The sequence below is a fragment of the Zestomonas insulae genome (genome assembly GCF_016901015.1).
Classification (GTDB): Bacteria; Pseudomonadota; Gammaproteobacteria; order Pseudomonadales; family Pseudomonadaceae; genus Aquipseudomonas; species Aquipseudomonas insulae.
Genome location: NZ_JAFEUP010000007.1, coordinates 49,802 through 76,076 on the forward strand (window position 1 = coordinate 49,802; position 26,275 = coordinate 76,076).

The following is a 26,275-nucleotide window of genomic DNA, read 5'->3' on the forward strand; positions in this document are numbered from 1 at the left end:
GCAATCGCGGTGGCTGACCGTAACGCGCTGCACATGCTTTGGGTAGGAGCGAATTCATTCGCGAAGGGGGTGCCTCGGTGCCGGCTACATCGCGAATGAATTCGCTCCTACCCAGTCTCCGCACGCCGTTGCCAGGCCACGCATACAGGTCGCAAAAACGACAAAGCCGCCCGAGGGCGGCTTTGTCAGATCACGCGGTACAGCTTACAGCTGCGGGCCGGCGTTCTTGATGGCGTCGCTGACGTCGAACTTGGTGAAGTTGTCGACGAACTGCTTGGCCAGGGCCTTGGCGGCCTCGTCGTAGGCGTTCTGGTCAGCCCAGGTGTTGCGCGGGTTGAGCAGGTTGGTTTCCACGCCCGGTACCGACTTCGGCACGTCGAGGTTGATGATCGGCAGGTGCTCGGTCTCGGTGCCGACCAGCGCGCCGCTCTGGATCGCCGCAATCACGCCACGCGTGGTGGGGATGTTGAAGCGCTTGCCGACACCGTAGCCACCGCCGGTCCAGCCGGTGTTGACCAGGTAGACCTTGGAGCCGAACGCCTTGATGCGCTTGATCAGCAGCTCGGCGTAGACGCCGGCCGGACGCGGGAAGAACGGCGCGCCGAAGCAGGTGGAGAAGGTCGACTTGATGCCGCCGCCGGAACCCATTTCGGTGGAACCGACCAGCGCGGTGTAGCCGGACAGGAAGTGGTAGGCCGCCTGCTCTTCGCTGAGGATCGACACCGGCGGCAGTACGCCAGTCAGGTCGCAGGTCAGGAAGATCACCGCGTTCGGCTCGCCGCCGAGGTTCTCTTCGCTGCGCTTCTCGACCAGCTCCAGCGGGTAAGCGGCGCGGGAGTTCTGGGTCAGGCTGTCGTCGGCGTAGTCCGGCACGCGGTTCTCGTCGAGCACCACGTTCTCCAGCACGGCGCCGAACTGGATGGCTTTCCAGATCACCGGCTCGTTCTTCTCGGACAGGTCGATGCACTTGGCATAGCAACCGCCTTCGATGTTGAACACCACGCCTTCACCCCAGCCGTGCTCGTCGTCACCGATCAGGTAACGGCTCGGGTCGGCGGACAGGGTGGTCTTGCCGGTGCCGGACAGGCCGAAGAACAGGGTGACGTCGCCGTCTTCGCCGATGTTGGCGGCGCAGTGCATCGGCAGCACGTCGGCTTCCGGGAGCAGGAAGTTCTGCACCGAGAACATCGCCTTCTTCATTTCACCGGCGTAGCGCATGCCGGCGATCAGCACTTTCTTCTGGGCGAAGTTGATGATCACGCAACCGTCGGAGTTGGTGCCGTCACGCTCCGGTACGCACTCGAAGTTGGCGACGTTGAGCACTTGCCACTCGCTGCGACCAGCGGGGTTGTACTGCGCCGGGTTGATGAACAGGCAACGGCCGAACAGGTTCTGCCAGGCGGTCTGGGTGGTCATCTTGACGGCCAGGTAGTGCTCGGCGGCCGAACCTACATGGACGTGGGAAACGAAGTGGTCTTGGGCGTTGTTGAACGCCTCGACGCGCGCCCACAGGGCATCGAACTTGTCGGCCGGGAACTTGCGGTTGATCGGGCCCCAGCCAATTGCGGCGCTGGTGCTCGGCTCGTCGACGATGAAACGGTCGGCCGGCGAGCGGCCGGTGCGGTGGCCGGTGCGAACCACCAGCGAGCCGTTGGCCGCCAGCTCGCCTTCGCCGCGGCGAATGGCCTCTTCGACCAGTTGGGCGGCGCTGATATCGGTGTACACGGCGGTATTGGCTTGCGTCATGTGAGTCCCCATCGGCTCCAGGGCCGGGCTTCCGAAGATGTAGTAAAAGCCACAGCACTACTACAGAAAAAAAAGTGCGCGGATTATGCCAGAAAAGGTCTGGCCAAGTGCAGCCTCCGATCCGATCAACGGGCGATCATCGCCCCGGGCCCGAAAACCGCGCTGTGTAGCCGCTGGCCAGGCCATCGGCGGTCATACACAGACAGGCAAATGCGGCAAAGTTTCCTCAGTGCCGCGTATCCGATGCCGGCTCGACACCACCGCCGGCGAACAGCTGGGCGATGTCGGCGGCGTCGAACGGATAGCGCTGGTTGCAGAACTGGCAGTCGATCACCACCGTACCGCCCTGCTCGGCGAGCAGCTGGTCGGCGTCCTCGCGGCCCAGGCTGACCAGCGCGCGCGCCGAACGCTCGCGCGAGCAGCTGCAGCGGAACTGCAGGGCACGCGGTTCGAACAGGCGCACCGCTTCCTCGTGGTACAGGCGGTACAGCAGGGTCTCGCTGTCCAGGCTGAGCAGCTCTTCGGCGGTCAGGGTGTCGGCCAGGGTCACCACGTGCTCCCAGCTGGCGGCGCGCGCCTCGGGGTCCTTCTGGCGGTCGACCGGCAGTTGCTGGAGCAGCAGGCCGCAGGCGCGCTGGCCATCGGCGAACAGCCAGAAACGGGTCGGCAGCTGCTCGGAGGTGGCGAAGTAGGTCGACAGGCAGTCCGCCAGGTTGGCCCCGTCGAGGGCGACGATGCCCTGGTAGCGCTGGCCGTTGGCCGGGTCGATGGTGATCGCCAGGTCGCCGTTGGGCATCAGCTCGCCGAGGCTCTGCGCGTCGCCGATCTGCTCGGCGTGGTAGCGGGCGATGCCGCGCAGTTCGCCGGCACTCGAGCACTCGACCATCAGCAGCGGCACCGCGCCGGTGGAGCGCGCCTGCAGCACCAGCAGGCCGTCGAACTTGACGGTGCCGATCAGCAGCGCGGCGGCGCCGAGCAGTTCGCCGAGCAGCTGCGCCACGGGCTCCGGATAGGGGTGCTTGGCCAGCACGTGCCGATAGCTGCCCTCGAGCGTGACCAGTTCGCCGCGCGCGTCGAAGTCGTCGAACAGGAAGCGTTGGGTAAAGTCAGACATGCCGGATTCGCCAAGTATCACCAGGGGCGGCGATTTTAGGCGCAAAGCCGGGCCCGACCAAGGCCCTCCTGTCTATCGGCGCGCATGGCCGCGTCTATTGATCGCGGCTGTCGCGGAAGGTGAACAGCTGGCGGCGCTGCTTCTTGCTCGGCCGACCGTCGGTGCTCACCCCCAGCGCGCCGGCCTTGCGCTGTTCGGCGGCGGCTTCGCGGCGGGCGATGCTGTCCTCGGTCTCGCGGTACAGGGTCTGCGCCTCCGGCGCGCCGCGGCGCACCACCGACAGCGCCTCGACCACCACGGTGCGTTCGTCGAAGCCGGTGCGCAGGGTCAGTTCGTCGCCGACCTTCGGCTCCTTGCTCGGTTTGCAGCGTTCGCCACGGCAATGCACCTTGCCGCCCTCGATGGCCGCCTTGGCCAGCGCGCGGGTCTTGTAGAAGCGCGCCGCCCACAGCCATTTGTCGAGGCGCACCTTGTCGTCGTCTTTCTCGCTCATGCCCAACTCCCAGCGTTTCACCGACCATCGCACCACGATTCGCGACGGCGGTAAACCACGTTGCGGCGCGGGTGCAGTTGTCACGGTGCGCGTCTAGAATGCCGACACCCGGCGCCCGTTTCGGCGCGGCAGCTGCCGCCCCGGGCGCTCCGCCCCGTCCGTTCTGGTACGCCCAATTTGAAGACGTTCGACCATCTGTCGGTGATCGGCCTGCGTGAGTGGATCAACCTGCCGGACCTCGGCATGGTCGGCCTGCGCGCCAAGATCGACACCGGCGCCAGCACGTCGACGCTGCATGCCAGCGAGATTCAGCCGTTCCAGCGCGACGGCCAGGACTGGGTGCGCTTCACCGCGCACCTCGGCACCCTGGTGCAGCGCCGCCATCGCTGCGAGGCGCCGCTGGTCTCGGTCAAGCGCATCCGCAGCTCCAACGGCGAGGCGCAGACCCGTTACGTGATCCACACCCAGATGTGCCTCGGCGATCGCACCTGGCCGGTCGATTTCACCCTGACCTGCCGCAAGAACATGCGCTACCGCGTACTGCTCGGCTCCAAGGCGCTGGTGGCCGGCCAGCTGGTGGTCAACCCGGCACTCACCTACGTCCAAGACAAACCCCTCATCATCACTTCCGCCCCCACAGGTGCCGAATGAAGATCGCTGTGCTGTCGCGCAATCCGCGTCTGTACTCCACCCGCCGCCTGGTCGAAGCCGGCGAGCAACGAGGCCACGAAATGGTGGTCATCGACACCCTGCGTGCCTACATGAACATCGCCAGCCACAAGCCGCAGATCCACTACCGCGGCAAACCACTGGTGGACTTCGACGCGGTGATCCCGCGCATCGGCGCCTCGGTGACCTTCTACGGCTGCGCGGTGCTGCGCCAGTTCGAGATGATGGGCGTGTTCCCGCTCAACGAATCGGTGGCGATCAGCCGCTCGCGCGACAAGCTGCGCTCGCTGCAGCTGCTCTCGCGCAAGGGCATCGGCCTGCCGGTGACCGGCTTCGCCCACTCGCCGGACGACGTGCCCGACCTGATCCAGATGGTCAACGGCGCACCGCTGGTGATCAAGGTGCTTGAAGGCACCCAGGGCATCGGCGTGGTGCTCTGCGAAACCGAGAAGGCCGCCGAGTCGGTGATCGAGGCATTCATGGGCCTCAAGCAGGACATCATGGTCCAGGAGTACATCAAGGAAGCCGGCGGCGCCGACATCCGCTGCTTCGTGGTCGGCGACAAGGTGATCGCGTCGATGAAGCGCCAGGCCAAGGCCGGCGAATTCCGCTCCAACCTGCACCGCGGCGGCACCGCCAGCCTGATCAAGATCACCCCGGAAGAGCGCATGACCGCGATCCGCGCCGCCAAGGTCATGGGCCTGTCGGTGGCCGGGGTCGACATCCTGCGCTCCAACCACGGCCCGCTGGTGATGGAGGTGAACTCCTCGCCGGGCCTGGAAGGCATCGAGATCACCACCGGCAAGGACGTCGCCGGGATCATCATCGAGTATCTGGAAAAGAACGCCGAGTACGGCCTGACCCGCACCAAGGGCAAGGGCTGAGCCGCATCAGGCAACGCCTGCGTTGCCCCGGCGAACGACCGGCCAGGGATGGCCGGGCCGGTGCCTCATGGGCGGTCGGTGCTGCGCCAGGGACGCCATCCCGAGCGCATCCCTCCGCGCCGTAGTGGCAGTCTCCGCAACCCAGGGCCACCGCCCTGCCGCGCCATAAAAAAGCCCCGCCAAGGCGGGGCTTCTTTATGGCGCAAACCGCTTAGTGCTTGGTCGCGTCCGCGCCGCTGGCGGCCGCCTTGTTGGCCAGGAAGCGCTCGAACAGCAGGTTGGCGTTGCCCAGCGACATCAGGTGCGCGTAGATCCAGCCGAGGAAGCCGCTCTTGTGCAGGCTCAGCACCTGCTCATCGGACAGCGCGGCGAACTTGGCCTCGTCGACCGCCTGGAAGTCGCGCAGCACGAAGCTCTCGCCGCTCGGGTGGGTCAGCTGCAGGGTGCGCGGGGTGAGCAGCTCCAGGGTGTTGAGGGTGCTGACCAGCTCGCGGGTGCGCTCCATCTCGCGGGTGAAGTTCTGCAGGAACTGGATCATCTCGTTGAGATAGGCACTGTTCTCGCCCTCGGCGCCGAACAGCTCGCGGCCCTCCTCCTCGTTCCAGCCGCTGTAGGCGGCGTCGAAGCACACGGTGAAGTTCTCGCTGCCGTCCTGCGCCATGACGAACGGGTAGCGACGCACGAACGCCGGCACGTAGGTGTTGGCCTGCCACTGCAGCGTGGCGTCGAGGAAGGTGTTCTGTCCTTCCGCCAGGCCGAGCAGAGCGATCGGCATCAGCTGCTCGCCCTGGCCGATGAAGATGATCGGGTAATGCCGCGCGGCCTGGAAGAACTCCAGCCCGGCCAGCGGTACCAGGTGGGTGTGCGCGGCGAAGGCGCAGTCGGCGGCCGGCTTGAGCTTCAGCGTCTTGTGCTCGTCGCGGTTGAGCGCCTTGATTTCCTTGTACAGCAACATCGTGGTCATTCCCGTCTCCCCGGAATCTTGTTGTTTTAACGAATGATCAGCTGCGCCAGGACCTGGCCGCTGTCCTGATCCGGCACCACATCTTTGAGGGTGTTCGCCGCGACGCTGGCCTATGCCAAGGGCCGACCCTAATCGAAAAAGAACAGGGATTGCCAGCCACCCGCCTCAGACCTGGAGCGGGCTGCGCCGGTAGGCGCCGAGCCAGCCGGCGAACTGCGCCTCGTCCATCGGCTCGCCGAAGTAGAAACCCTGGCCCAGGGTGCAGCCATGCAGGCGCAGGCGGTCGGCCTGGGCATGGTTCTCCACGCCTTCGGCGATGCACTCGAGGCCGAGGTTGCGGGCGATCACCAGGATGGTCTCCACCAGCATGCGGTCGCTGCCTTCGTTCTCCAGGTCGCTGATGAAACTGCGGTCGATCTTCAGGCGGTCCAGCGGCAGGCGCTTGAGGTAGGTCAGCGAGGAGTAGCCGGTACCGAAATCGTCGATCGCGAAGCGCACGCCGAGCGCCTTCAGCGCGTGCATGGCGGCGATGCACTGGTCGACGTCCTCGAGCAGCACGCCCTCGGTGATCTCCAGCTCCAGCGCGGTGGCCGGCAGGCGATGGCGCTGCAGGCAGTCGCTGACCCGCGCCACCAGGCCGGCCTGGCGCAGCTCGCGCGGGCTCAGGTTGACCGCCAGGACCAGTTGCGGCCACTGCGCGTGCCAGCGCGCCCGCACCGCGCAGGCGTTCTCCAGCACCCAGGCGCCGAGTTCCTGGATCAGCCCGGTGTCCTCGGCCAGGGGAATGAATTGGCTGGGCGGAATCTCGCCGCGCTCCGGATGCAGCCAGCGCAGCAGCACCTCGGCACCGGCCACCTCGCCAGTGGCCAGCGCCAGTTGCGGCTGGAACACCAGGTGCAGCTGGCCGCGCGCCATGGCCTGGCGGAGTTCGCTCTGCAGCTGCAGGCGCTGGTCGATCACCGCCTGCATTTCCGGGGCGAAGAAGTGCAGCGCGTTGCGCCCGCCGTGCTTGGCGCGGTACATCGCGGTGTCGGCCTGTTTGAGCACGTCGGCGGCGCCCTGGGTGCCCAGCGGGTGCAGGGCGATGCCGATGCTGGCGCTGACCGACAGCTCGTGCTGGTCGATCTGGTAGCTGCCGAGCAGGCTCGCGAGCAGCTTCTCGCCGACCTCCGCGGCGTGTTCGCCGGCCGCCGCCGGGCTGTCGCCGAGCGCTTCGAGGAGCACCACGAATTCGTCGCCGCCGAGCCGCGCCAGGGTGTCCTCGGCACGCAGGCAGCCGGCCAGGCGTGCGGTGACTTCGCGCAGCAGCGCATCGCCGACCGGGTGGCCGAGGCTGTCGTTGACCGTCTTGAAGTGGTCGAGGTCGATGAACAGCAGCGCGCCGAAACAGTCCTCGCGTTGCTCGCGGATCATCGCGTGCTGCAGGCGGTCGAGCAGCAGGCGGCGGTTGGGCAGGCCGGTCAGTTCATCACTGAAGGCCAGCCGTTCGATCTCGCGCTGGTAGCGCTGACGTTCGGAAATATCGGTGACGCTGAGCCGCACCAGCGGCCGTTCGCCGCCGGGCAGGCGTACCAGGCGCACCTCGCAGGGACGCTGGCGGCCGGCGGCGTCGCGCATCAGCCACTCGAACACCGGCGTCTCGCCTTCCAGCGCGGCGCGCGCATAGGCACGCGCGACTTCCTGCGAGGGGCGCCCGTCGGGCTGCAGCGGCGGGCTGAAACTGGTCGGCATGCGGCCGATCAACTGCTCGCGCGGCAAGGCGAACAGGCGCACGGCGTTCTCGTTGGCCTCGACGATGCCGCGCTGGGTGTCGAACATCAGGATCGCTTCCGGGGCGTGTTCGACCAGGGTGCGGTAGCGCGCTTCCGCCTCGCGCCGCGCGGTGATGTCCTCGACCAGCACCAGACAGGCTTCGAGGCGGCCCTGGGCGTCGCGCACCGCGCGCAGGCTGAGGCGGGTGAACACCAGGCTGCCGTCGGCGCGCAGGAAGCGCTTGTCCAGCTCGTAGTCGTCGCGCTCGCCGGCGCACACCGCCTGGAACAGTGGCTCCTCCACGGCGACGTCGTCGGCGTGGGTCAGCGCCGTCCAGGTCATGCCGCGCAGCTCGTCGCGGCTGCGCCCGAGGACCTGGCAGAGCTTGCTGTTGACCTCGAGCCAGATGCGCTGCGGGCCGAGCATGGCCATGCCGATCAGCGGCGCCTCGAAGAACAGCCGCAGCCATTCGTCGCGCTCGTGCAGCTGCTGCTCGGCGCGCCTGCGTTCGGTGAGGTCCTGCAGCGCGCCATACACGCGCAGCACCCGGTCGCCGTCGCGCTCGACCAGGCCGCGAATGCGCACGAAGCGCTGGTTGCCACGCGCGGTGGTCAGGCGCACTTCGATGTCGAACGACTGGCCGCGGCTCAGCGCCTGGGCCAGGGTCTGCTCGGCGAGGCTCTGGCCGTCGCCGTCGAGGTAGGCGGTCGCCTGGGCAAAGCTCGGTGTCACCCCGCTCGGCTCCAGCTCGTAGATGCGGAAGCAGCCCTCGCTCCAGAACATGCTGCCGTCGGCCGGGTTCAGCACCCAGCCGCCGATGTCGGCGATCGCCTCGGTCTGTGCCAGCAGGTGGGCCTGGCGCAGCAGTTCCTCGCGGCGCCGCGCCAGCTCGACGATCTGCTGTTCGCGGGCGCTGACGTCGTGCAGCAGGCCGACGAAATGGCTGATGCCCTGGGCGTCGCGCATCGGTGCCAGGGTGATCTCGTTCCAGAACTGGCTGCCGTTCTTGCGGTAGTTGCGCAGCACCACCTGGCAGGGGTCGCCGTGCTGCTGGGCGACGCGCAGGCGCTGCAATTCGTTCTGGTGGCGATCGTCGCCCTGCAGGAAGCGGCAGTTGCGCCCCAGCGCTTCGGCGCTGCTGTAGCCGGTAATCCGCTCGAAGGCCGGGTTGCAGTAGATCAGCGGCTGGTCGGCCTGGCGTGCGTCGGCGATGCACACGCCCATCGGGCTGGCGTCGATGGCCAACTGGGTCAGCGCCAGCTGTTGCTGCATGTCCGCGCTGCGGCTCAGCGCCAGGCGCAGGTCACTGAGGCTGCGGCCGACCAGCAGCGCGGCGAACAGCAGAAACAGCACGCTGAGCTGCAGCTCCAGCGATTGCGTACGCAGGCCCAGGTTGTCGCCGGGCAGCGACAGCACCAGCAGCCCCAGGCTGCTCACCAGCGCGCCGCACAGCGCGCCGGGCAGGCCCCAGGCCAGGGCCAGGCCGAGCAGCACCAGGCCGGTGAGTGGCAGCACCAGCAGCAGCGGCAGCAGGTCCATCGCCCAGGGCAGGCCGACCGCCAGAACCACGATCAGCGGCCACGGCGGCACCCGGCGCAGCGGCTCGGCGAGCGGCGGCAGGCTGCTGCCGGGCGGCGCCGGCACCCAGCCGCGCTGGCGCAGGGTCAGGGTGAAGTAGGTCAGCAGCGGAATGGCGAACACCAGGCTGGTCAGGCTGTCGACCAGCCACTGGCTGAGGCTGGCGATCGCCCAGGTGTCCGGCTGCAGCGCGCCGCTGAGCAGCAGCGTGCCCTGCAGGCCGAGGGCGAGCACGCTGGCCGGGACCAGCACGCCGAGCAGGATGAAACGCAGCAGGTGGTCGAGATCGGGCAGCGCTGGGTCGAAGCCGCGCAGCCGCAACAGCAGCCAGGCGCAGGCCACGGCGAGGGTTTCCGGCAGCGCGTAGAGCGGCGCCCAGTGCCAGTCGAGGTGCCACAGCGGCGTGCTGAGCAGGGCATTGAGGAACACCGCAGGGAGCACGCGCGGGCCCCACCAGAGGACGAAGACCAGGGCCAGGGGCAGCGGCAGGTACCAGAAGGCGACACCGTCGCTGAGGCGGGTGCTGAGAGACAACCAGGACGCCAGGTGGAGCAAAACCAGGGGGAGCCACCAAGTCCATGTGGGCTTACGTTCCGCAACGACGTGCATGCTGACCTCGTGTCAATCCGCCGAGACAGCATAGAACATGTTCTGCACACCGCGCGCTTGAGCGCCGCGGCCCGTGCGCCGGGGGCTAGCGGCGGATCAGGCGGCGTCGCGTGGCAGCAGCAGGCCCAGCGGCAGGCAGACGCGCGCCTCGAGGCCGCCGCCGGAGCGGTTGCGCAGCTCGACGCTGCCGCCGTGCTGGGCGGCGATGCGCTTGACGATCGCCAGGCCGAGCCCGGTGCCACGTCCGCCGCGCGCCCGGTCGCCGCGGATGAACGGGGTGAAGATGCTTTCCAGCTCGCCGGGATCGAGGCCGGCGCCGCGGTCCAGCACGCTGAGCACCACGTAGGGCGCGCTGCTGTCGCCGGACAGGTAGGCGGCCACCTCCACCGAGCTGCCGCCGTGGTGCAGGGCGTTCTCGATCAGGTTGTTGAGCAGCCGCTTCATCGACAGGCGCCGCAGCGGGAACACCGGCAGCGCCTCCAGGCACAGGCGCACGCGCTCCTGCGGATGGTTGAACGGTGCCACGACCTCGCGCACCAGCTCGCTCAGCTCGAGTTCTTCGAGGCGCTCGTCGCGACCGTCACGGATGAAGGCGAGGAACTGGTCGAGAATCGCGTCCATGTCCTCGATGTCGCGGACCATGTCCTCGGTCAGTTCGGCATCGTTATCGAGCAGTTCGAGCGACAGGCGCAGACGGGTCAGCGGCGTGCGCAGGTCGTGCGACACCCCGGCGAGCATCAGCTCGCGCTCGCGGGCCGCCTGCTCGACGTCCTCGGCCATCTGGTTGAAGGCGCGGTACACCTCGGTCATCTCGCTCGGCGTGTCGCTGATCGGCAGGCGCACGCTGCGCCCCTGGCCGAGGCCGCGGGCGGCGAACACCAGGCGCTTGAGCGGCGCACTGAGCTGGCGCACGAAAATCCACGCTGCCGCGGTGGACAGCAGGCCGATGCCGAGGAACCAGCCGAGCACGCTCCAGATCTTCTGCCCGCGCAGCGGGTGCGGGTACAGCGGCACTTCGACCCAGCCTTCGCCGAGGCTCGGCGCGCGCACCCACAGCGCCGAGGGATGGTGCACGCGCAGACGGGTCTCGGTGTCCGGGCCGAGCTCCATGCGCATTTGCCGCTGGAACACGTCGGTGTACGGCCAGTGGTATTCGCCGGGCGGCGCCTCGGCATCCGGGCGCCAGCGCAGGCCGGCGGCCTTGGCCACCTCGTCGCGCGATTCGGCGTGGGTCGCCCAGTAGGCGCGCAGGGTCAGCGCCGCGCCGTGGCTGTACTGGCGGTCGACCAGCACGTCCTCGTTCATTAGCAGGTAGACCAGGGTCAGCGCCTTGGAAAACAGCACGACGATCAGCACCAGCCACAGGGTGCGGGCGAAGAAGCTTTGCGGGAACCAGACCGGGGTTTTCATAGCGGCCTATCGGACGCGGAGGAGCGGGCCATGCCCGCGAGGTGGTTGCACGGTGGCATGGCGCGCTCCTACACAGGCTTACTTGCTGCCATCGGGCACGAACACGTAGCCGACACCCCAGACCGTCTGGATGTAGCGCGGCTTGGCCGGATCCGGTTCGATCAGCCGGCGCAGGCGCGAGATCTGCACGTCGATGGAACGCTCCAGAGCGTCCCACTCACGGCCGCGCGCCAGGTTCATCAGCTTGTCGCGGGTCAGCGGTTCGCGAGCGTGCTGGACCAGCGCCTTGAGCACCGCGAACTCGCCGGTGGTGAGCATGTGCACTTCGTCGCCCTTCTTCAGCTCGCGGGTCGCCAGCGACAGCTGGTAGTCGCCGAAGCTCACGGTCTCCTCGTCGCTGGCCGGCGCTCCAGGCACCACCGGCGCCTGGCGGCGCAGCACGGCCTTGATCCGCGCCAGCAGTTCGCGCGGGTTGAACGGCTTGCCGAGGTAGTCGTCGGCGCCCTGTTCGAGGCCCTGGATGCGGCTCGACTCGTCGCCCTTGGCGGTGAGCATGATGATCGGCATCTGGTTGTTGGTCTCGCGCAGGCGGCGGCAGGCGGACAGGCCGTCCTCGCCGGGCAGCATCAGGTCGAGGACCAGCAGCTGGAACAGTTCACGGGCCAGCAGGCGGTCCATCTGCTCGACGTTTTCCACCGAGCGCACCCGGTAACCCTGCTCGCTGAGGAAGCGTTCGAGCAGGCGGCGCAGGCCCGGGTCGTCGTCAACGATAAGAATCTTCTCGCCTTCGGTAACGGCAGTGCTCATACGGACTCCTTCAAAATCGCCGGCCATTATGCCGCAGGCCCCGCGCGGCACGGGCACTGCATTCGTTAGCAGATTTTTCCCCTGCCGAGGGAACCGCACCCGCGCCAGCCGGTCCATCCGCCACCCAGCGCTTTTGCCGAGCGGCGCTGGGCAGGCTGGTTATAATGCCGGCCCTCGCGTGCCCGCGCGGCGTGTCTTTCTTTTTATCAGTGTTTGGGGAAGTTCTATGTCATCCCAGGTCAAGGACAGCATCAATCAACGCATCGCCGAGGAACTTTCCGCCCTGCCCAGCGGGCGCGTGCAGCCGCAACAGGTGGCCGCCGCGGTGGCGTTGCTCGACGAGGGTTCGACCGTACCCTTTATCGCCCGTTACCGCAAAGAGGTCACCGGCAGCCTGGATGACACCCAGTTGCGCCTGCTCGAAGAGCGCCTGCGCTACCTGCGCGAGCTGGAAGAGCGGCGCACTGCGATCCTCGCCAGCATCGAGGAACAGGGCAAGCTGACGCCCGAGCTGAGCCGCGAGATCAATCTCGCCGACACCAAGACCCGCCTCGAAGACCTCTACCTGCCGTACAAGCAGAAGCGCCGCACCAAGGGCCAGATCGCCCTGGAAGCCGGCCTCGGCGAACTGGCCGACGCACTGTTCAACGACCCGAGCCTGGAACCGGAAGCCGAAGCGGCGCGCTTCGTCGATGCCGACAAGGGCTTCGCCGACCTCAAGGCGGTGCTCGAGGGCGCCAAGTACATCCTCATGGAGCGCTTCGCCGAAGACGCCACGCTGCTCGACCGCCTGCGCGGCTTCCTCAAGGACAACGCCAGCGTCAGCGCGCGCCTGGTGCCGGGCAAGGAAACCGAAGGGGCGAAGTTCAGCGACTACTTCGAGCATGACGAACCGCTGAAGAAGATGCCTTCGCACCGCGCCCTGGCCATTTTCCGCGGGCGCAACGAAGGCGTGCTGAGCGCCGCGCTGAAGGTCGGCGAGGAGACGCCCGGCAGCCTGCACCCGTGCGAAGGCATGATCGGCGAGCGCTTCGGCATCGCCGCGCGCGGCCGCGCCGCCGACAAGTGGCTGGCCGAAGTGGTGCGCTGGACCTGGAAGGTCAAGCTCTACAGCCACCTGGAAACCGACCTGTTCGGCGAACTGCGCGAGCAGGCCGAAGACGAGGCGATCAGCGTGTTCGCCCGCAACCTGCACGACCTGCTGCTCGCCGCCCCGGCCGGCCCGCGCGCCACCCTCGGCCTCGACCCGGGCCTGCGCACCGGCTGCAAGGTCGCCGTGGTGGATGCCACCGGCAAGCTGCTCGACACCGCCACCGTCTACCCGCACGCGCCGCGCAACGACTGGGACGGCACCCTGGCGGTGCTCGCCAAGCTGTGCGCCAAGCACGCGGTCGACCTGATCGCCATCGGCAACGGCACCGCCAGCCGCGAGACCGACAAGCTGGCCGGCGACCTGATCAAGAAACTGCCAGGCCTCAAGCTGACCAAGATCATGGTCAGCGAAGCCGGCGCCTCGGTGTACTCGGCCTCCGAACTGGCGGCCAAGGAATTCCCCGACCTCGACGTGTCGATTCGTGGCGCGGTGTCGATCGCCCGCCGCCTGCAGGACCCGCTGGCCGAGCTGGTGAAGATCGATCCGAAGTCGATCGGCGTCGGCCAGTACCAGCACGACGTGTCGCAGCTCAAGCTGGCACGCTCGCTGGACGCGGTGGTCGAGGACTGCGTGAACGCCGTCGGCGTCGACGTCAACACCGCCTCGGTGGCGCTGCTGGCACGCATCTCCGGGCTGAACAGCACGCTGGCGCAGAACATCGTGCAGTTCCGCGACGCCAACGGCGCGTTCAAGAGCCGCGACGCACTGAAGAAGGTGCCGCGCCTCGGCGACAAGACCTTCGAGCTGGCCGCCGGCTTCCTCCGCGTGATGAACGGCGACAACCCGCTGGACGGCTCGGCGGTGCACCCGGAAACCTACCCGCTGGTGCAGCGCATCGCCGAAGGCACCAGCCGCGACATCCGCTCGCTGATCGGCGACTCGGGCTTCCTCAAACGCCTCGATCCCAAGCAGTTCACCGACGAGCGCTTCGGCCTGCCGACCGTCACCGACATCCTCAAGGAACTCGACAAGCCGAGCCGCGACCCGCGCCCGGAGTTCAAGACCGCGGCGTTCCAGGACGGCGTCGAGACCATCAAGGACCTCAAGCCGGGGATGATCCTCGAAGGCGTGGTGACCAACGTCGCCAACTTCGGCGCGTTCGTCGACATCGGCGTGCACCAGGACGGTCTGGTGCACATCTCGGCGCTCTCCGAGAAGTTCGTCAAGGACCCGCGCGAGGCGGTCAAGGCCGGTGACGTGGTCAAGGTCAAGGTCATGGAAGTCGACGTCGCCCGCCAGCGCATCGGCCTGTCGATGCGCATGAGCGACACCCCCGGCGAGAAGGCCGACGGTCCGCGCGGCGGCGGCAACCGTGGCGGCCAGGCGCCGCGCAGCGAGCGCCATTCGCCGCAGGACAAGCCGGCACCGGCCAACGCGGCGATGGCAGCGCTGTTCGCCAACGCCAAGCAGTTGAGGAAGAACTGATGAGCAACGGCGACGCCAGCCAGGGCAGCGCGTTCAGTCGCCTGCTCGGCCTGCAGCTGGTCGAGGCCAGCGCAGGCCGCGCCGAGGTGCACATGCAGATGCACGACGGCCTCGGCAACGTGCACGGCAAACTGCACGGCGGCGCGCTGTTCTCGCTGATCGACACCGCCATGGGTCAGGCCTGCCACAGCCTGACTGACGGAGTGGCGGTCAGCGTGACCCTGGAAAGCAAGATCAACTACATCCGCCCGGTCAGCGAGGGCGAGCTGATCTGCCGCGCCTGGGTGCTGCATGCCGGCAAGCGCACCCTGGTGGTCGAGGCGGAAACCCTGCAGGGCGGCAAGCTGGTGGCCAAGGCCCAGGCCACCTTCGCGCGCATCTGACGACGAGGGGAGAGGAAGACCGCAGCGTTGCAGCTACTGTTTACCTCTCACCGTCTCGCGCCGACCTGCTCCAGCGCCAGGCGAAAACGCCAGCCAAACCAGCCTTGTAGAACGTTCGGTCTACCCCCATATTGGGGCGACTGATGCGTTAAGGAACACCATCTTGAGCGAGCTTCTGCAACGCCGCCTGGCCCTGCTCGGCGCCCCTGAACACCTGCCCCTGCTCGGCCGCAGCCTGCACGGCATCGAGCGCGAATGCCTGCGCATCGACGAACACGGGCAACTCGCGCTGACCCCGCACCCGCGTGCGCTGGGCTCGACGCTGACTCATCCGCAGATCACCACCGACTACTCGGAATCGCTGCTGGAGTTCATCACCCCGGCCGAAGCCGACCCGGCGCAGACCCTCGCCGACCTCGACCGGGTGCACCGCTTCACCTACAGCAAGCTGGCTGGCGAGCGCCTGTGGAGCGCCTCGATGCCCTGCTCGCTGCCGGAAGAGGCGAGCATCCCGATCGCCCAGTACGGCGACTCCAACATCGGCCGGCTGAAGTACGTGTACCGCCAGGGTCTGGCGCTGCGCTACGGCAAGACCATGCAGTGCATCGCCGGCATCCACTACAACTTCTCGCTCGCCGAGAACGTCTGGCCGCTGCTGCGCCAGGCCGAAGGCAGCAGCCTGGCGCCACGCGACTACCAGTCCGAGCGCTACATCGCGCTGATCCGCAATTTCCGCCGCTACAGCTGGCTGCTGATGTACCTGTTCGGCGCCTCGCCGGCGCTGGACGCCGGCTTCCTGCGCGGCCACCCGCACCAGCTCAAGCAGCTCGACGCGGACACCCTCTACCTGCCCTACGCGACCAGCCTGCGGATGAGCGACCTGGGCTACCAGAGCAGCGCGCAGAGCGGCCTGACACCCTGCTACAACGACCTGGCCAGCTACACCGACAGCCTGCGCCAGGCGGTGTCGACGCCCTACCCGCCCTACGCGGCGATCGGCATCAAGCGCGACGGCGAGTGGCAGCAGCTCAACACCAACGTGATCCAGATCGAAAACGAGTACTACTCGAGCATCCGCCCGAAACGCGTCACCTACAGCGGCGAGCGACCGATCCAGGCGCTGATGGCGCGGGGCGTGCAGTACGTGGAAGTGCGCTGCCTGGACATCAACCCGTTCCTGCCGCTGGGCATCGACCTCGAAGAGGCGCGTTTCCTCGACCTGTTCCTGCTCTATTGCGCGCTGCAGGACAGCCCGCAGCTGGCCGGCGGTGAATGCCGCGCCTGCACCGACAACTTCCTCAAGGTGGTCAAGGAAGGTCGCCGGCCGGGCCTGCACCTGCAGCACGACGGCGAGCAGATCGGCCTGCGCGACTGGGGCGTGGCGCTGCTCGACGCCTTCGCGCCGATCGCCGACCTGCTCGACCGCGTGCACGGCGGCACTGCCCATGCCGAGGCGCTGGCCAGTCAGCGCGCCAAGCTCGACGACCCGGCGCTGACCCCCTCGGCGCAGGTGCTCGCCGAACTGCAGGGCCGCGGCGAAAGCTTCGCCGCCTTCGCCGAGCGGCAGAGCCGCGTGCACGAGGCGTACTTCCGCGCCACGCCGCTGGAGGCGAAGCTGCACGGCGAGTTCGAGGCCATGGCGGCGCAGTCGCTGGCCGAGCAGGAAGAGTTGGAAGCCGCGCCGCGCGGCGACTTCGATGCGTTCGTCGCCGCCTACCAGGCGAGCATCATCGGCGTGGCGGTCTAGCCGCGCCGCTGTCCGGCGACCAAGCACGCGCTAAGTCGACTGCGTCACAAAACCAACCAGTGGTGGCCCAGGCGGGACCGATAGCACGGCCCGCCGCAGCCGGCGACGCTAGGATAAACGGCATCCCGTTCAGCCGAGCCGGTCATGGACTCCAGCCAATTCCCCACCGACGACGACCGCCAATGGAGCCTGGAAAGCCTCAACAAGGCTTACCAGCAAGGCTACATGGCCGGTCTCACCGGGCAACTGCGCAGCCCGCAGCCACACGGCGCCGAAGTCCTCGCCGCCGCCTGGGAAGCCGGTTGGGACGATGGCGAGGAGCAGTACCAGCTGCTCGCGCAGAAGTCCGCCTGACCCCCACGCCTCCAGCACCCCCCCATCAGCAAGCCACACTCGTCTGTTCGGCGCGCCTAGCCGCGCGGCCGAGCCCCTCGCCCTATAGCGTCTTCTCGAAGATCTTCGAGTTGCGCTGGTAGTTGTACAGCGAGGCGCGCGCCGCCGGCAGGCGCTCGACGCCGCTGGGCACGAAGCCACGTTCGCGAAACCAGTGCGCGGTGCGCGTGGTGAGCACGAACAGCGTCTTCAGGCCCAGTGCACGGGCGCGCTCCTCGATGCGCTCGAGCAGCTCGTCGCCGCGTCCGCCGTGGCGGTACTCCGGGTTGACCGCCAGGCAGGCGAGCTCGCCGCCGTCGGAGTCGGCGATCGGATACAGCGCGGCGCAGGCGATGATCAGCCCGTCGCGCTCGACGATGCTGAACTGCTCGATCTCGCGCTCCAGCACCTCGCGCGAGCGGCGCACCAGGATGCCCTGCTCCTCCAGCGGGGTGATCAGGTCGATCAACCCGCCGACGTCGTCGATGGTCGCCTCGCGCAGCGCTTCGAACAGTTCCTGGGTGACCAGGGTGCCGCCGCCGTCACGGGTGAACAGCTCGGTGAGCAGCGAGCCGTCCTCGGCGTAGCTGACGATATGGGTGCGTGCCACGCCACCGCGGCAGGCCTCGGCGGCGGCATCCAGGAGTTCCGCCTGGTAGCTGCTGCCGAGCCGCGACAGGTGCACCGGCACCTGCTGCGGGCGCAGCTCGCGGATCAGCTTGCCGTGCTCGTCGAGCAGCCCGGCTTCGGCGCCGAACAGCAGCAGCTTCTCGGCACCGAGGTCGATCGCCGCGCGGGTCGCCACGTCCTCGCAGGCCAGGTTGAAGATCTCCCCGGTTGGCGAGTAACCCAGTGGCGAGAGCAGCACGATGGCGCGCTCGTCGAGCAGCCGGCCGATGCCCTTGCGGTCAATGCGCCGCACCTCGCCAGTGTGGTGGTAGTCGATGCCATCGACCACGCCGATCGGCCGCGCGGTGACGTAGTTGCCGCTGGTCACGCGCAGCCGCGAGCCCTGCATCGGCGAGGCGGCCATGTCCATCGACAGACGCGCCTCGAGGGCGATGCGCAGCTGGCCGACGGCGTCGATCACGCACTCCAGGGTCGGCCCGTCGGTGATCCGCAGGTCGCGATGGAAGTGCGGGGTGATGCCGCGCGCGGCCAGGCGTGCCTCGATCTGCGGGCGCGAGCCATGGACCAGCACCAGGCGCACGCCGAGGCTGTGCAGCAGCACCAGGTCGTGGACGATGTTGCCGAAATTGGGGTGTTCGACGCCCTCGCCGGGCAGCATGACCACGAAGGTGCGGTCGCGGTGGGCGTTGATGTAGGGCGAAGCGTGGCGGAGCCAGTTGACGTATTCGGGCATGACGAAGCCTGTGAATCTTGATGATGTGGAAAGCGCGAGATGACACGGATGCCCACGGCCAGCGTGGGCGCAACAGTGGCGGTTAGCGTCGTCGCAGCAGCATCAAGACTCCCCTTGCGATGGGTGCAGGCAGTAGTGACCGATCAGTTGGCGCAGCAGTTCCACGGTGGGCTGTACGCGATCGAGGTCAAGGTATTCGCCCGGCTGGTGGGCACAGGCGATATCACCGGGGCCGAGCACGATGGTTTCGCAGCCGAGCTGCTGAAGATAAGGCGCTTCGGTGCCGAATGCCACCGACTCGGCGGCATGCCCGGTGAGTCGCTCGGCGAGGCGCACCAGCTCGACGTCGGCGGCCTGCTCGAACGGCGGCACATGGGGGAACAGCGGGGCGAAGTCGATCTGCACCTGATGGCGCTCGGCGAGCGGCTGCAGCTTGCCGCGGATCGCCGCGCGCAGCTGCTCGGGGTCCATGCCCGGCAGCGGGCGCAAGTCGAACTCCAGGCTGCACTGGCCACAGATGCGGTTGGGGTTGTCGCCGCCGTGGATGCAGCCGAGGTTGAGGGTCGGTTGCGGCACGCCGAATTGCGGGTTGTTGAACTCGCCCTGCCACTGCACGCGCAGCGCCTTGAGCTCGCTGATCGCGTCGTGCATGGCCTCCAGCGCGCTGTGGCCGAGGCGCGGGTCGGAGGAATGGCCGCTCTGCCCGAGGATGTCGATGCGTTCCATCATCACCCCCTTGTGCAGGCGGATCGGCTTCAGCCCGGTCGGCTCGCCAATCACCGCGGCGCGCCCCAGCGGCCGGCCGGCGGCGGCCAGCGCGCGGGCGCCGGCCATCGAGCTTTCCTCGTCGCAGGTGGCGAGGATCAGCAGCGGTTGCTTGAACGGCCGCTCGAGCAACGGCAGCAGCGCCTCGATGGCGAGGGCGAAGAAGCCCTTCATGTCGCACACGCCAAGGCCGATCCAGCGCCCGTCGACTTCGCTCAGCTTGAGCGGGTCGCTGCGCCACAGCGCCTCGTCGAACGGCACCGTGTCGGTGTGCCCGGCCAGCACCAGGCCGCCGGGGCCGCTGCCGAAGGTGGCGAGCAGGTTGAGCTTGCCCGGCGCGACTTCCTGCAGTTCGCACACCGCGCCGAGCTCGCCGAGCCAGCTGGCCAGCTGTTCGACCACCGGGCGGTTGGACTGGTCGAGCGCCGCCTGGGTACAGCTCACCGAAGGCAGGGCGATCAACGCGGCGACTTGCTCTTTGAGGGACGGCAGGGACATCGGCATTCTCCAGGGTAGGCCCATCATAGAGGCAAACTCGGGCGCCTCGCACCCGGCAGATAACCGGCTTTCCTGTAGACTTGCCGGTTCTGGCAGCCGTTCCGCGCTGCGTCCCGAATCCGTCGCCGATGAACAAAGAAACCGAAATCAAACTGCGCGCCAGCCGCGAGACCCTCGCCGCCCTGCGCGAGCACGCGCTGCTGAAGAAGCGCAACAAGTCCGGCTGGCAGCAGCGCGAGCTGTACAACCAGTACTACGACACCGCCAGCCGCGAGCTGGCCGGCGCCAAAGTCGCCCTGCGCATCCGCCGCGACGGCGAGACCTACATCCAGACCCTCAAGAGCCGCGGGCAGAGCGTCGCCGGGCTGTCCGAGCGCAACGAGTGGGAATGGTACCTGGACAGCCCGACGCTGGACCTCGGCAAGCTCGACGACAGCTGCTGGCCAGCCAGCCTGGCCACGCTCGACAAGAGCGAGCTGCAGCCGCTGTTCACCACCGACTTCGTCCGCGAGTACGCCGAGATCGCCTGGGGGCGCGGCAAGACCAAGGTGGTCATCGAAGCCGCGCTGGACCTCGGCAAGGTGCTCGCCGACGGCCGCGAAGAAGATATCTGCGAGCTGGAACTCGAGCTGCGCCAAGGCGAGCCGGAAGCCCTGCTCGAGCTGGCCGAGGCGCTGGCCGCCGAACTGCCGCTGACCCCCTGCGACATCAGCAAGGCCGAGCGCGGCTACCGGCTGTTCGACGCGGACAGCTACCAGCTGCGCCTGCCGGCCCCCAGCCTGGGGGTCGAGCAGCCGCTCGACGACGCCTTCGCCGCGCTGGCCTGGCACCTGCTCGGCAGCACCCAGCGGCTCGCCGAACAGTACCGCTTCAACGGCCACTGGCGCCTGCTGGTCGACTGGGTCAGCCAGCTCGCCGAACTGCGCGCGCTGCTCTCCAGCCTCGGCCAGGCCGCGCCGCGCGCCACCAGCCATGAGCTGCGCGTGACCCTTGACGCGCTGCTCGACGACTGGCGCCCGCGCCTGGTCGCCGGCTTCGACGACGACAGCGCGCGCCAGCAGGCGCCGGCGCAGTTCGCCGAGGAACTGGCCGGCACGCGCTGGGGGCACTTCTCCCTGGCCGCCTCGCGCTGGCTGCTCAGCCGCGCCTGGACCGCCCAGCGCAGCCATCGCGGCGAACGCCAGGGCGCGGCGGCGCTGGGCAACTGGCTGACCCGCCAGCTCGGCGACGAAGCCGGTGCGCTGAACCTGGCGCGCTACCAGCAGCAGCCGGAAGACCTCAGCGAGCAGCTGCCGCGCCTCGAGCGCCTGCTGGTCTGGCTGCGCCTGGCGCGCGGCGTGCTGGAGGTGCCCGAAACCGATCGCCTGTACGGCGAGCTGAGCAAGCTGGCCGAACTGGCGCTGCGTCCGCTGGACGCCGAGCAGTTGGTGGCGCGCCGCGGCCAAGCCCATACTGTGGCGACGCTCAAGGCCTGGAAGACGCTGACCCGTTAAGCTGGCACGCGGTGGTCGGTCGCCGCCGCGGGCCGCCGGCCCGCCCTCGTAGGAACACAAAGGGATTCCCATGTCCGCCTTCGCTGCCCCCCAGGATCGCCCCCTCGACCTCGCCGACCTGCTCCGCGAGCTGGTCGCCCTGGGTCGCATCGCCCAGGACACCGCCGAGCAGTGCCTGGCCATCCGCCGCAGCGCGGTGAACAATCAGCAGCACCCGCTGGAATTCCTCGCCAGCCAGCAGCTCGACGACCTGACCCGCGCCGGCCGCAAGCTCGACCTGGAAACCCTCACCCTGTGGCTCGCCGAGCTGGCCGGGCAGCCCTACCTGCGCATCGACCCGCTGAAGATCGACGTCGCGGCGATCACCCCATTGATGTCCTACGCCTTCGCCCAGCGCCACAAGATCCTCGCCGTGGCGGTCGATCGCGAGGCAGTGACCATCGCCAGCGCGCAACCCTTCGTCAATCGCTGGGAAGCCGACCTGATCCACGTGCTGAAGCGGCCGATCAAGCGCGTGGTGGCCAACCCGACGGACCTGCACCGCTTCACCGTGGAGTTTTACCGCCTGGCCAAGTCGGTCAGCGGCGCCACCGCCCATGACATGAAGGTCAGCGGCGTGGGCAACTTCGAGCAGCTGCTCAACCTCGGCGCGCAGGACCAGGAGCCGGACGCCAACGACGCGCACATCGTCAACATCGTCGACTGGCTGTTCCAGTACGCCTACCAGCAGCGCGCCAGCGACATCCACATCGAGCCGCGCCGCGACATGGGCACCGTGCGCTTTCGCATCGACGGCGTGCTGCACAACGTCTACCAGTTCCCGCCGCAGGTGACCCTGGCGATCATCAGCCGGCTGAAGAGTCTCGGGCGGATGAACGTCGCCGAGAAGCGCAAGCCGCAAGACGGGCGGATCAAGACCAAGACCCCGGACGGCGGCGAAGTCGAGCTGCGCCTGTCGACGCTGCCCACCGCGTTCGGCGAGAAGATGGTGATGCGGATCTTCGACCCCGAGGTGCTGCTGAAAAGCTTCGACCAGCTGGGTTTCTCCGCCGACGACCTGAAGCGCTGGCAGAGCATGACCGGCCAGCCGAACGGCATCATCCTGGTCACCGGGCCGACCGGCTCGGGCAAGACCACCACCCTGTACACCACGCTCAAGCAACTGGCCACGCCCGAGGTGAACGTCTGCACCATCGAGGACCCGATCGAGATGATCGAGACCTCGTTCAACCAGATGCAGGTGCAGCACAACATCGAGCTGAGCTTCGCCAGCGGCGTGCGCGCGCTGATGCGCCAGGACCCGGACATCATCATGGTCGGCGAGATCCGCGACCTGGAGACCGCCGAGATGGCCATCCAGGCGGCGCTCACCGGGCACCTGGTGCTGTCCACCCTGCACACCAACGACGCGCCCTCGGCGATCACCCGTCTGCTCGAACTCGGCGTGCCCTACTACCTGCTGCGCGCGACCCTGCTGGGGGTCATGGCGCAGCGCCTGGTGCGCACCCTGTGCCCGCACTGCAAAGCGCCGGTGGAGCTCGAGGAAAGCGACTGGCAGGCGCTGACCAAGCCGTGGAGCGCGCCGCTGCCGACCCACGCGCACCGCGCGGTGGGCTGCCTGGAGTGCCGCGACACCGGCTACCGCGGGCGCGCCGGGGTCTACGAGATCATGCTCCTCGACGACGCGCTGAAGCCGCACATCAATGCCGACACCGACCTGGTGGCCTTGCGCCGCGCGGCGTTCAAGGACGGCATGCGCAGTCTGCGCCTGTCCGGCGCGCAGAAGGTCGCCGCCGGCCTGACCACCATCGAGGAAGTGCTGCGCGTCACCCCGCAGAGCGAGCAGAAGTAGCCCCGCGCGCAGCCCGCCAACCGCTCTACCGCCTGGCCGGCGACCCTCGCGCCGGGCGCGCGGCTGCCTATAGTTGTTGCTGGACGCCCTTTCTGTCCGGGCAACGATGTGGACCCGATGTACAACCGCCGCTCCACCCTCCTGCACGGCGCCCTGCTAAGCCTGGTGCTGCTTGCCAATCACGCGTTCGCGGTGCTCATGCCGGTGCCGGCGACGCCCGCGCTGCGTCAGTTGCTCGACCAGTTCCCGCTGCACTGCGCGGCGCTGCCGCCGAGCCTCAACGCCGCGGCGCAGGCCCAACTGGACGCCTTCTACCAGCAACGTGACGACCAGCCGGCCTGGCGCGACGACGCCCACCTCGGCGCGCTGCGCGAACAGCTCGGCCTGCTCGCCGACGACGGCCTGAACCCCGGCGACTACCCGCTGCCGAGCAGCCTCGAACCGCCGTCCGCCTGCGCCGACCTGCTGGCCAGCCACGCCTACCTGCGCGCCCTGCAGCACCTGCGCAACGGCCGCCTCAACCAGCAGCGCGCCGAGCCGCTGTGGCACGCCGCCACGGCCAGCCGCCCCGACCCGCGCCTGGCGGTGCTGTCGATCGCCCTGCGCGACCTCGACGAGCCGGCCCGCGCCTTCGCCGCGGCGCGCCCGGCGCTGCCCCAGTACCAGGCGCTGCGCGCCCTGTACGCGCGGCTGCGCCTGCAGCCGCTGGCCAGCTGGACGCCGCTGGCCGACGGCGCGCTGCTGCGCCCCGGCGGTTACGACCCGCGGGTGCCGGCGCTGCGCGTGCGTCTGGCCGCCGAGGGCTACCTGCACGGCGAGCCGGCCACGCGCAGCACCCTGCACCACGACGCCGAGCTGGTCGCGGCGCTGGCCGCCTTCCAGCGCGACCATGCGCTCAAGCCCGACGGCCTGCTCGGCAGCGCCAGCTTGGCCGAACTCAACGTCGACGCGCTGGCGCGCCGCGACCAGCTGCGCGTCAACCTCGAACGGCTGCGCTGGCTGGCCGATGACCTGGCCAACGCGCGGGTGGTGATCAATGTCGCCGCCGCCGAACTGCTGCTCTACCAGGACGGCCACGAGGCCTGGCGCACCCGTACCCAGGTCGGCAAACCGACCCGACAGACGCCGCTGCTCGCCTCGCAGATCGACCGGCTGACCCTCAACCCGCGCTGGATCGTGCCGCCGACCATCCTCCGCGAAGACAAACTGCCGGAGATCCGCCGCGACCCCAGCTACCTCGACCGCCATCAGATGAGCGTGCACGACCGCGCCGGCAACGCCCTCGACCCGGCGCTGATCGACTGGGACGACCCCGGGCCGATCCGCCTCAGCCAGGCCGCCGGCGCGCAGAACCCGCTGGGCCGCCTGGTGCTGCGCTTCCCCAACCCCTATGCGGTGTACCTGCACGACACGCCGAGCCAGCAGCTGTTCGACAAGTCGCCGCGCTTCTTCAGCTCCGGCTGCGTGCGCGTCGAGGCGGTGACCAGCCTGCTGCCGTTCCTGCTCAGCCCGGAGGCGCTCGCCGATGTCGAGCTGCGCCTGGCCAGCGGGCGCACCCAGGAATACCGGCTGCGGCCGAAGGTGCCGGTGCTGATCGGCTACTGGACCGCCGAGGTGGATGGCGACGGACGGCTGCGCTACGCCCCGGACATCTACGCCCACGACCCCGCGCTGCTGCGCGCGCTGATCGCGCCGCGGCCCTGACCGGTCGCACGCCGACACGCATTTTCCGCAGCGACCTGCAGCGCCGAGCGGCACGCCTGTGGTTAGATGCGCGAGGGCCATCCGGCCACCAATCACAAGGAGTGCGTTGTCATGGAAATCGGTGGGGTATTGCTGCTGTTCGTCGGTCTGGCCCTGGCCATCGTGTTCATGGGCTTCAAGGTGGTGCCGCAGGGCTTCGAGTGGACGGTGGAGCGCTTCGGCCGCTACACCAACACCCTGCGCCCGGGCCTGAACATCATCGTGCCGGTGATGGACCGCATCGGCCGCAAGCTCAACGTCATGGAAAGCGTGCTGGACATCCCGCCGCAGGAAGTGATCACCGCCGACAACGCCACGGTGCAGATCGACGCGATCTGCTTCTTCCAGATCATCAATTCGGCGCAGGCGGCCTACGAGGTCAACAACCTCGAGCACGCGATCCGCAACCTGGTGATGACCAACATCCGTACTGTGCTCGGCTCCATGGAGCTGGACGCCATGCTCGGCCAGCGCGACGCGATCAACGAGCGCCTGCTGAAGACCGTCGACGAGGCCACCGCGCCGTGGGGGATCAAGATCACCCGCATCGAGATCAAGGACATCAGCCCGCCCGCCGACCTGATGGCGGCGATGTCCGGGCAGATGAAGGCCGAGCGCATCAAGCGCGCGCAGATTCTCGAGGCCGAGGGCCTGCGCGCCGCGGCGATCCTCACCGCCGAGGGGCAGAAGCAGGGCGACATCCTCAAGGCCGAAGGCCAGCGCCAGGCGGCGTTCCTCGAAGCGGAAGCGCGCGAGCGCGCCGCGCAGGCGGAAGCCGAGGCGACGCGCATGGTTTCGGAGGCGATCGCCGCCGGTAACGTGCAGGCGGTCAACTACTTCGTCGCGCAGAAGTACATCGACGCGCTCGGCCAGCTGGCCGGCGCCAGCAACAGCAAGGTGATCCTAATGCCGCTGGAAGCCAGCCAGGTGATCGGCGCGGTCGGCGGCATCGGCGAGATCGTGCGCGCCACCTTCGACGCCAAGAAGGGCTGAGCCATGTGGGAGTTCCTGCAGCACCTGTCGTATTGGGACTGGCTGGCGCTGGGCACCGTGCTGCTGATCCTCGAAGTGTTCGGCGCCGGCGGCTACCTGCTGTGGCTGGGCGTCGCCGCCGCCGCGGTCGGCGTGCTGACCCTGCTGTTCCCGGCGCTGCCGTGGACCTGGCAGCTGCCGCTGTTCGGCGTGCTGTCGATCCTCAGCGCGGTGCTCTGGTGGCAGCGCCAGCGCCACGCCCGGGCGCCTTCGGCGCAGCCGGGGCTGAACCGTCGCGGCCAGGAGCTGCTCGGCCGCCAGTTCGTTCTGCACGAGGCGATCAGCGGCGGACGCGGCAAGATCAAAGCCGGCGACACCCTGTGGCTGGTCACCGGCCCCGACCTGCCGGTCGGCAGCGCGGTGCGGGTGATCGACCAGGACGGCGTACTGCTCAAGATCGAGCCGGCCTGAGCGAGGGAAGCG

Annotated in this window: 20 protein-coding genes; 11 read left to right on the top strand and 9 right to left on the bottom strand. The window is 68.6% G+C overall.

Annotated elements, in window-relative coordinates; all coding sequences use genetic code 11:
* Positions 1–204: 204 nt before the first annotated feature.
* The 3 genes from JQX08_RS20955 to JQX08_RS20965 all read right to left on the bottom strand — a co-directional run bounded on the left by JQX08_RS20955 (position 205) and on the right by JQX08_RS20965 (position 3,353).
* Entirely contained in the window at positions 205–1,746 is a 1,542-nt protein-coding gene (locus JQX08_RS20955; protein WP_205350372.1) for a phosphoenolpyruvate carboxykinase, read from the bottom strand.
* 226 nt (positions 1,747–1,972) lie between these two features.
* The gene (hslO, locus tag JQX08_RS20960; RefSeq protein ID WP_205350373.1) at positions 1,973–2,860 is read right to left on the bottom strand and encodes an Hsp33 family molecular chaperone HslO; all 888 of its coding nucleotides are present in this window, start codon (positions 2,858–2,860) and stop codon (positions 1,973–1,975) included.
* Between the two features lie 94 nt (positions 2,861–2,954).
* Positions 2,955–3,353 (bottom strand): RNA-binding S4 domain-containing protein, encoded by a 399-nt coding sequence (locus JQX08_RS20965; protein ID WP_205350374.1) that lies wholly within the window; start codon positions 3,351–3,353, stop codon positions 2,955–2,957.
* A 177-nt stretch (positions 3,354–3,530) separates the two neighbouring features.
* Here JQX08_RS20965 and rimB point away from each other — a divergent pair, with 177 nt between their 5' ends.
* Positions 3,531–4,004, top strand: a complete 474-nt coding sequence (gene rimB / locus JQX08_RS20970) for a retropepsin-like aspartic endopeptidase RimB (protein ID WP_205350375.1) — start codon at positions 3,531–3,533, stop codon at positions 4,002–4,004.
* Positions 4,001–4,906 (top strand): 30S ribosomal protein S6--L-glutamate ligase, encoded by a 906-nt coding sequence (rimK, locus tag JQX08_RS20975; RefSeq protein WP_205350376.1) that lies wholly within the window; start codon positions 4,001–4,003, stop codon positions 4,904–4,906. The genes rimB and rimK overlap by 4 nt, the downstream gene beginning before the upstream one ends.
* A gap of 211 nt (positions 4,907–5,117) precedes the next feature.
* On the opposite strand, the gene JQX08_RS20980 is transcribed toward rimK, so the two are convergent.
* The 4 genes from JQX08_RS20980 to ompR all read right to left on the bottom strand — a co-directional run bounded on the left by JQX08_RS20980 (position 5,118) and on the right by ompR (position 12,026).
* Complete coding sequence (locus JQX08_RS20980; RefSeq protein WP_205350377.1) at positions 5,118–5,870, bottom strand: SapC family protein; 753 nt, start codon at positions 5,868–5,870, stop codon at positions 5,118–5,120.
* Positions 5,871–6,035: 165 nt separating this feature from the next.
* Positions 6,036–9,809, bottom strand: a complete 3,774-nt coding sequence (locus JQX08_RS22395; protein ID WP_205350378.1) for a bifunctional diguanylate cyclase/phosphodiesterase — start codon at positions 9,807–9,809, stop codon at positions 6,036–6,038.
* A 96-nt stretch (positions 9,810–9,905) separates the two neighbouring features.
* Positions 9,906–11,219 (bottom strand): ATP-binding protein, encoded by a 1,314-nt coding sequence (locus JQX08_RS20990; RefSeq protein ID WP_205350379.1) that lies wholly within the window; start codon positions 11,217–11,219, stop codon positions 9,906–9,908.
* 78 nt (positions 11,220–11,297) lie between these two features.
* Positions 11,298–12,026: an osmolarity response regulator transcription factor OmpR gene (gene ompR, locus JQX08_RS20995; RefSeq protein ID WP_205350383.1), complete on the bottom strand. Its 729-nt coding sequence runs from the start codon at positions 12,024–12,026 to the stop codon at positions 11,298–11,300.
* A gap of 226 nt (positions 12,027–12,252) precedes the next feature.
* Between ompR and JQX08_RS21000 the strand changes: the two genes are divergently transcribed.
* From JQX08_RS21000 to rmf, 4 genes are all read left to right on the top strand, one after another.
* Positions 12,253–14,604 carry a Tex family protein gene (locus JQX08_RS21000; RefSeq protein WP_205350384.1) on the top strand — a complete coding sequence of 784 codons (2,352 nt, stop codon included), beginning with the start codon at positions 12,253–12,255 and terminating at the stop codon, positions 14,602–14,604.
* Positions 14,604–14,987, top strand: coding sequence for a PaaI family thioesterase (locus JQX08_RS21005; protein ID WP_205350385.1), 384 nt, complete (start codon positions 14,604–14,606; stop codon positions 14,985–14,987). Before JQX08_RS21000 ends, JQX08_RS21005 begins: the two co-directional genes overlap by 1 nt.
* A gap of 163 nt (positions 14,988–15,150) precedes the next feature.
* The gene (gene gshA, locus JQX08_RS21010) at positions 15,151–16,734 is read left to right on the top strand and encodes a glutamate--cysteine ligase (protein ID WP_205350387.1); all 1,584 of its coding nucleotides are present in this window, start codon (positions 15,151–15,153) and stop codon (positions 16,732–16,734) included.
* A 144-nt stretch (positions 16,735–16,878) separates the two neighbouring features.
* Entirely contained in the window at positions 16,879–17,088 is a 210-nt protein-coding gene (rmf, locus tag JQX08_RS21015; protein ID WP_205350389.1) for a ribosome modulation factor, read from the top strand.
* 82 nt (positions 17,089–17,170) lie between these two features.
* Here rmf and argA read toward each other — a convergent pair whose 3' ends face one another.
* Both argA and argE read right to left on the bottom strand, forming a co-directional pair.
* Positions 17,171–18,469, bottom strand: coding sequence for an amino-acid N-acetyltransferase (gene argA, locus JQX08_RS21020; RefSeq protein WP_205350390.1), 1,299 nt, complete (start codon positions 18,467–18,469; stop codon positions 17,171–17,173).
* A gap of 102 nt (positions 18,470–18,571) precedes the next feature.
* On the bottom strand, positions 18,572–19,732 hold the full coding sequence (argE, locus tag JQX08_RS21025) for an acetylornithine deacetylase (RefSeq protein ID WP_205350392.1): 1,161 nt from the start codon (positions 19,730–19,732) through the stop codon (positions 18,572–18,574).
* A 128-nt stretch (positions 19,733–19,860) separates the two neighbouring features.
* Here argE and JQX08_RS21030 point away from each other — a divergent pair, with 128 nt between their 5' ends.
* The 5 genes from JQX08_RS21030 to JQX08_RS21050 all read left to right on the top strand — a co-directional run bounded on the left by JQX08_RS21030 (position 19,861) and on the right by JQX08_RS21050 (position 26,263).
* On the top strand, positions 19,861–21,225 hold the full coding sequence (locus JQX08_RS21030; protein WP_205350394.1) for a CYTH domain-containing protein: 1,365 nt from the start codon (positions 19,861–19,863) through the stop codon (positions 21,223–21,225).
* A gap of 70 nt (positions 21,226–21,295) precedes the next feature.
* Positions 21,296–23,077 carry a type IV pilus assembly ATPase TfpB gene (gene tfpB / locus JQX08_RS21035; RefSeq protein ID WP_205350395.1) on the top strand — a complete coding sequence of 594 codons (1,782 nt, stop codon included), beginning with the start codon at positions 21,296–21,298 and terminating at the stop codon, positions 23,075–23,077.
* 117 nt (positions 23,078–23,194) lie between these two features.
* Positions 23,195–24,781 (top strand): L,D-transpeptidase family protein, encoded by a 1,587-nt coding sequence (locus tag JQX08_RS21040; protein WP_205350397.1) that lies wholly within the window; start codon positions 23,195–23,197, stop codon positions 24,779–24,781.
* A 111-nt stretch (positions 24,782–24,892) separates the two neighbouring features.
* A complete protein-coding gene (locus tag JQX08_RS21045) occupies positions 24,893–25,813 on the top strand; it encodes an SPFH domain-containing protein (protein WP_205350399.1) in 921 nt (306 codons plus the stop codon).
* Positions 25,814–25,816: 3 nt separating this feature from the next.
* The gene (locus JQX08_RS21050; RefSeq protein WP_205350400.1) at positions 25,817–26,263 is read left to right on the top strand and encodes an NfeD family protein; all 447 of its coding nucleotides are present in this window, start codon (positions 25,817–25,819) and stop codon (positions 26,261–26,263) included.
* Positions 26,264–26,275 lie beyond the last annotated feature (12 nt).

What these genes read in the sequence shown, in the direction of transcription:
- JQX08_RS21005 (WP_205350385.1), top strand. Translation starts at nt 14,604, where the DNA reads ATGAGCAACGGCGACGCCAGCCAGGGCAGCGCGTTCAGTCGCCTGCTC.
- ompR (WP_205350383.1), bottom strand. Translation starts at nt 12,026, where the DNA reads ATGAGCACTGCCGTTACCGAAGGCGAGAAGATTCTTATCGTTGACGAC.
- argA (WP_205350390.1), bottom strand. Translation starts at nt 18,469, where the DNA reads ATGCCCGAATACGTCAACTGGCTCCGCCACGCTTCGCCCTACATCAAC.
- rmf (WP_205350389.1), top strand. Translation starts at nt 16,879, where the DNA reads ATGGACTCCAGCCAATTCCCCACCGACGACGACCGCCAATGGAGCCTG.
- JQX08_RS22395 (WP_205350378.1), bottom strand. Translation starts at nt 9,809, where the DNA reads ATGCACGTCGTTGCGGAACGTAAGCCCACATGGACTTGGTGGCTCCCC.
- JQX08_RS21050 (WP_205350400.1), top strand. Translation starts at nt 25,817, where the DNA reads ATGTGGGAGTTCCTGCAGCACCTGTCGTATTGGGACTGGCTGGCGCTG.
- JQX08_RS20965 (WP_205350374.1), bottom strand. Translation starts at nt 3,353, where the DNA reads ATGAGCGAGAAAGACGACGACAAGGTGCGCCTCGACAAATGGCTGTGG.
- JQX08_RS20990 (WP_205350379.1), bottom strand. Translation starts at nt 11,219, where the DNA reads ATGAAAACCCCGGTCTGGTTCCCGCAAAGCTTCTTCGCCCGCACCCTG.
- rimK (WP_205350376.1), top strand. Translation starts at nt 4,001, where the DNA reads ATGAAGATCGCTGTGCTGTCGCGCAATCCGCGTCTGTACTCCACCCGC.
- JQX08_RS21030 (WP_205350394.1), top strand. Translation starts at nt 19,861, where the DNA reads ATGAACAAAGAAACCGAAATCAAACTGCGCGCCAGCCGCGAGACCCTC.
- JQX08_RS21000 (WP_205350384.1), top strand. Translation starts at nt 12,253, where the DNA reads ATGTCATCCCAGGTCAAGGACAGCATCAATCAACGCATCGCCGAGGAA.
- tfpB (WP_205350395.1), top strand. Translation starts at nt 21,296, where the DNA reads ATGTCCGCCTTCGCTGCCCCCCAGGATCGCCCCCTCGACCTCGCCGAC.
- JQX08_RS21045 (WP_205350399.1), top strand. Translation starts at nt 24,893, where the DNA reads ATGGAAATCGGTGGGGTATTGCTGCTGTTCGTCGGTCTGGCCCTGGCC.
- JQX08_RS20955 (WP_205350372.1), bottom strand. Translation starts at nt 1,746, where the DNA reads ATGACGCAAGCCAATACCGCCGTGTACACCGATATCAGCGCCGCCCAA.
- JQX08_RS20980 (WP_205350377.1), bottom strand. Translation starts at nt 5,870, where the DNA reads ATGACCACGATGTTGCTGTACAAGGAAATCAAGGCGCTCAACCGCGAC.
- JQX08_RS21040 (WP_205350397.1), top strand. Translation starts at nt 23,195, where the DNA reads ATGTACAACCGCCGCTCCACCCTCCTGCACGGCGCCCTGCTAAGCCTG.
- hslO (WP_205350373.1), bottom strand. Translation starts at nt 2,860, where the DNA reads ATGTCTGACTTTACCCAACGCTTCCTGTTCGACGACTTCGACGCGCGC.
- argE (WP_205350392.1), bottom strand. Translation starts at nt 19,732, where the DNA reads ATGTCCCTGCCGTCCCTCAAAGAGCAAGTCGCCGCGTTGATCGCCCTG.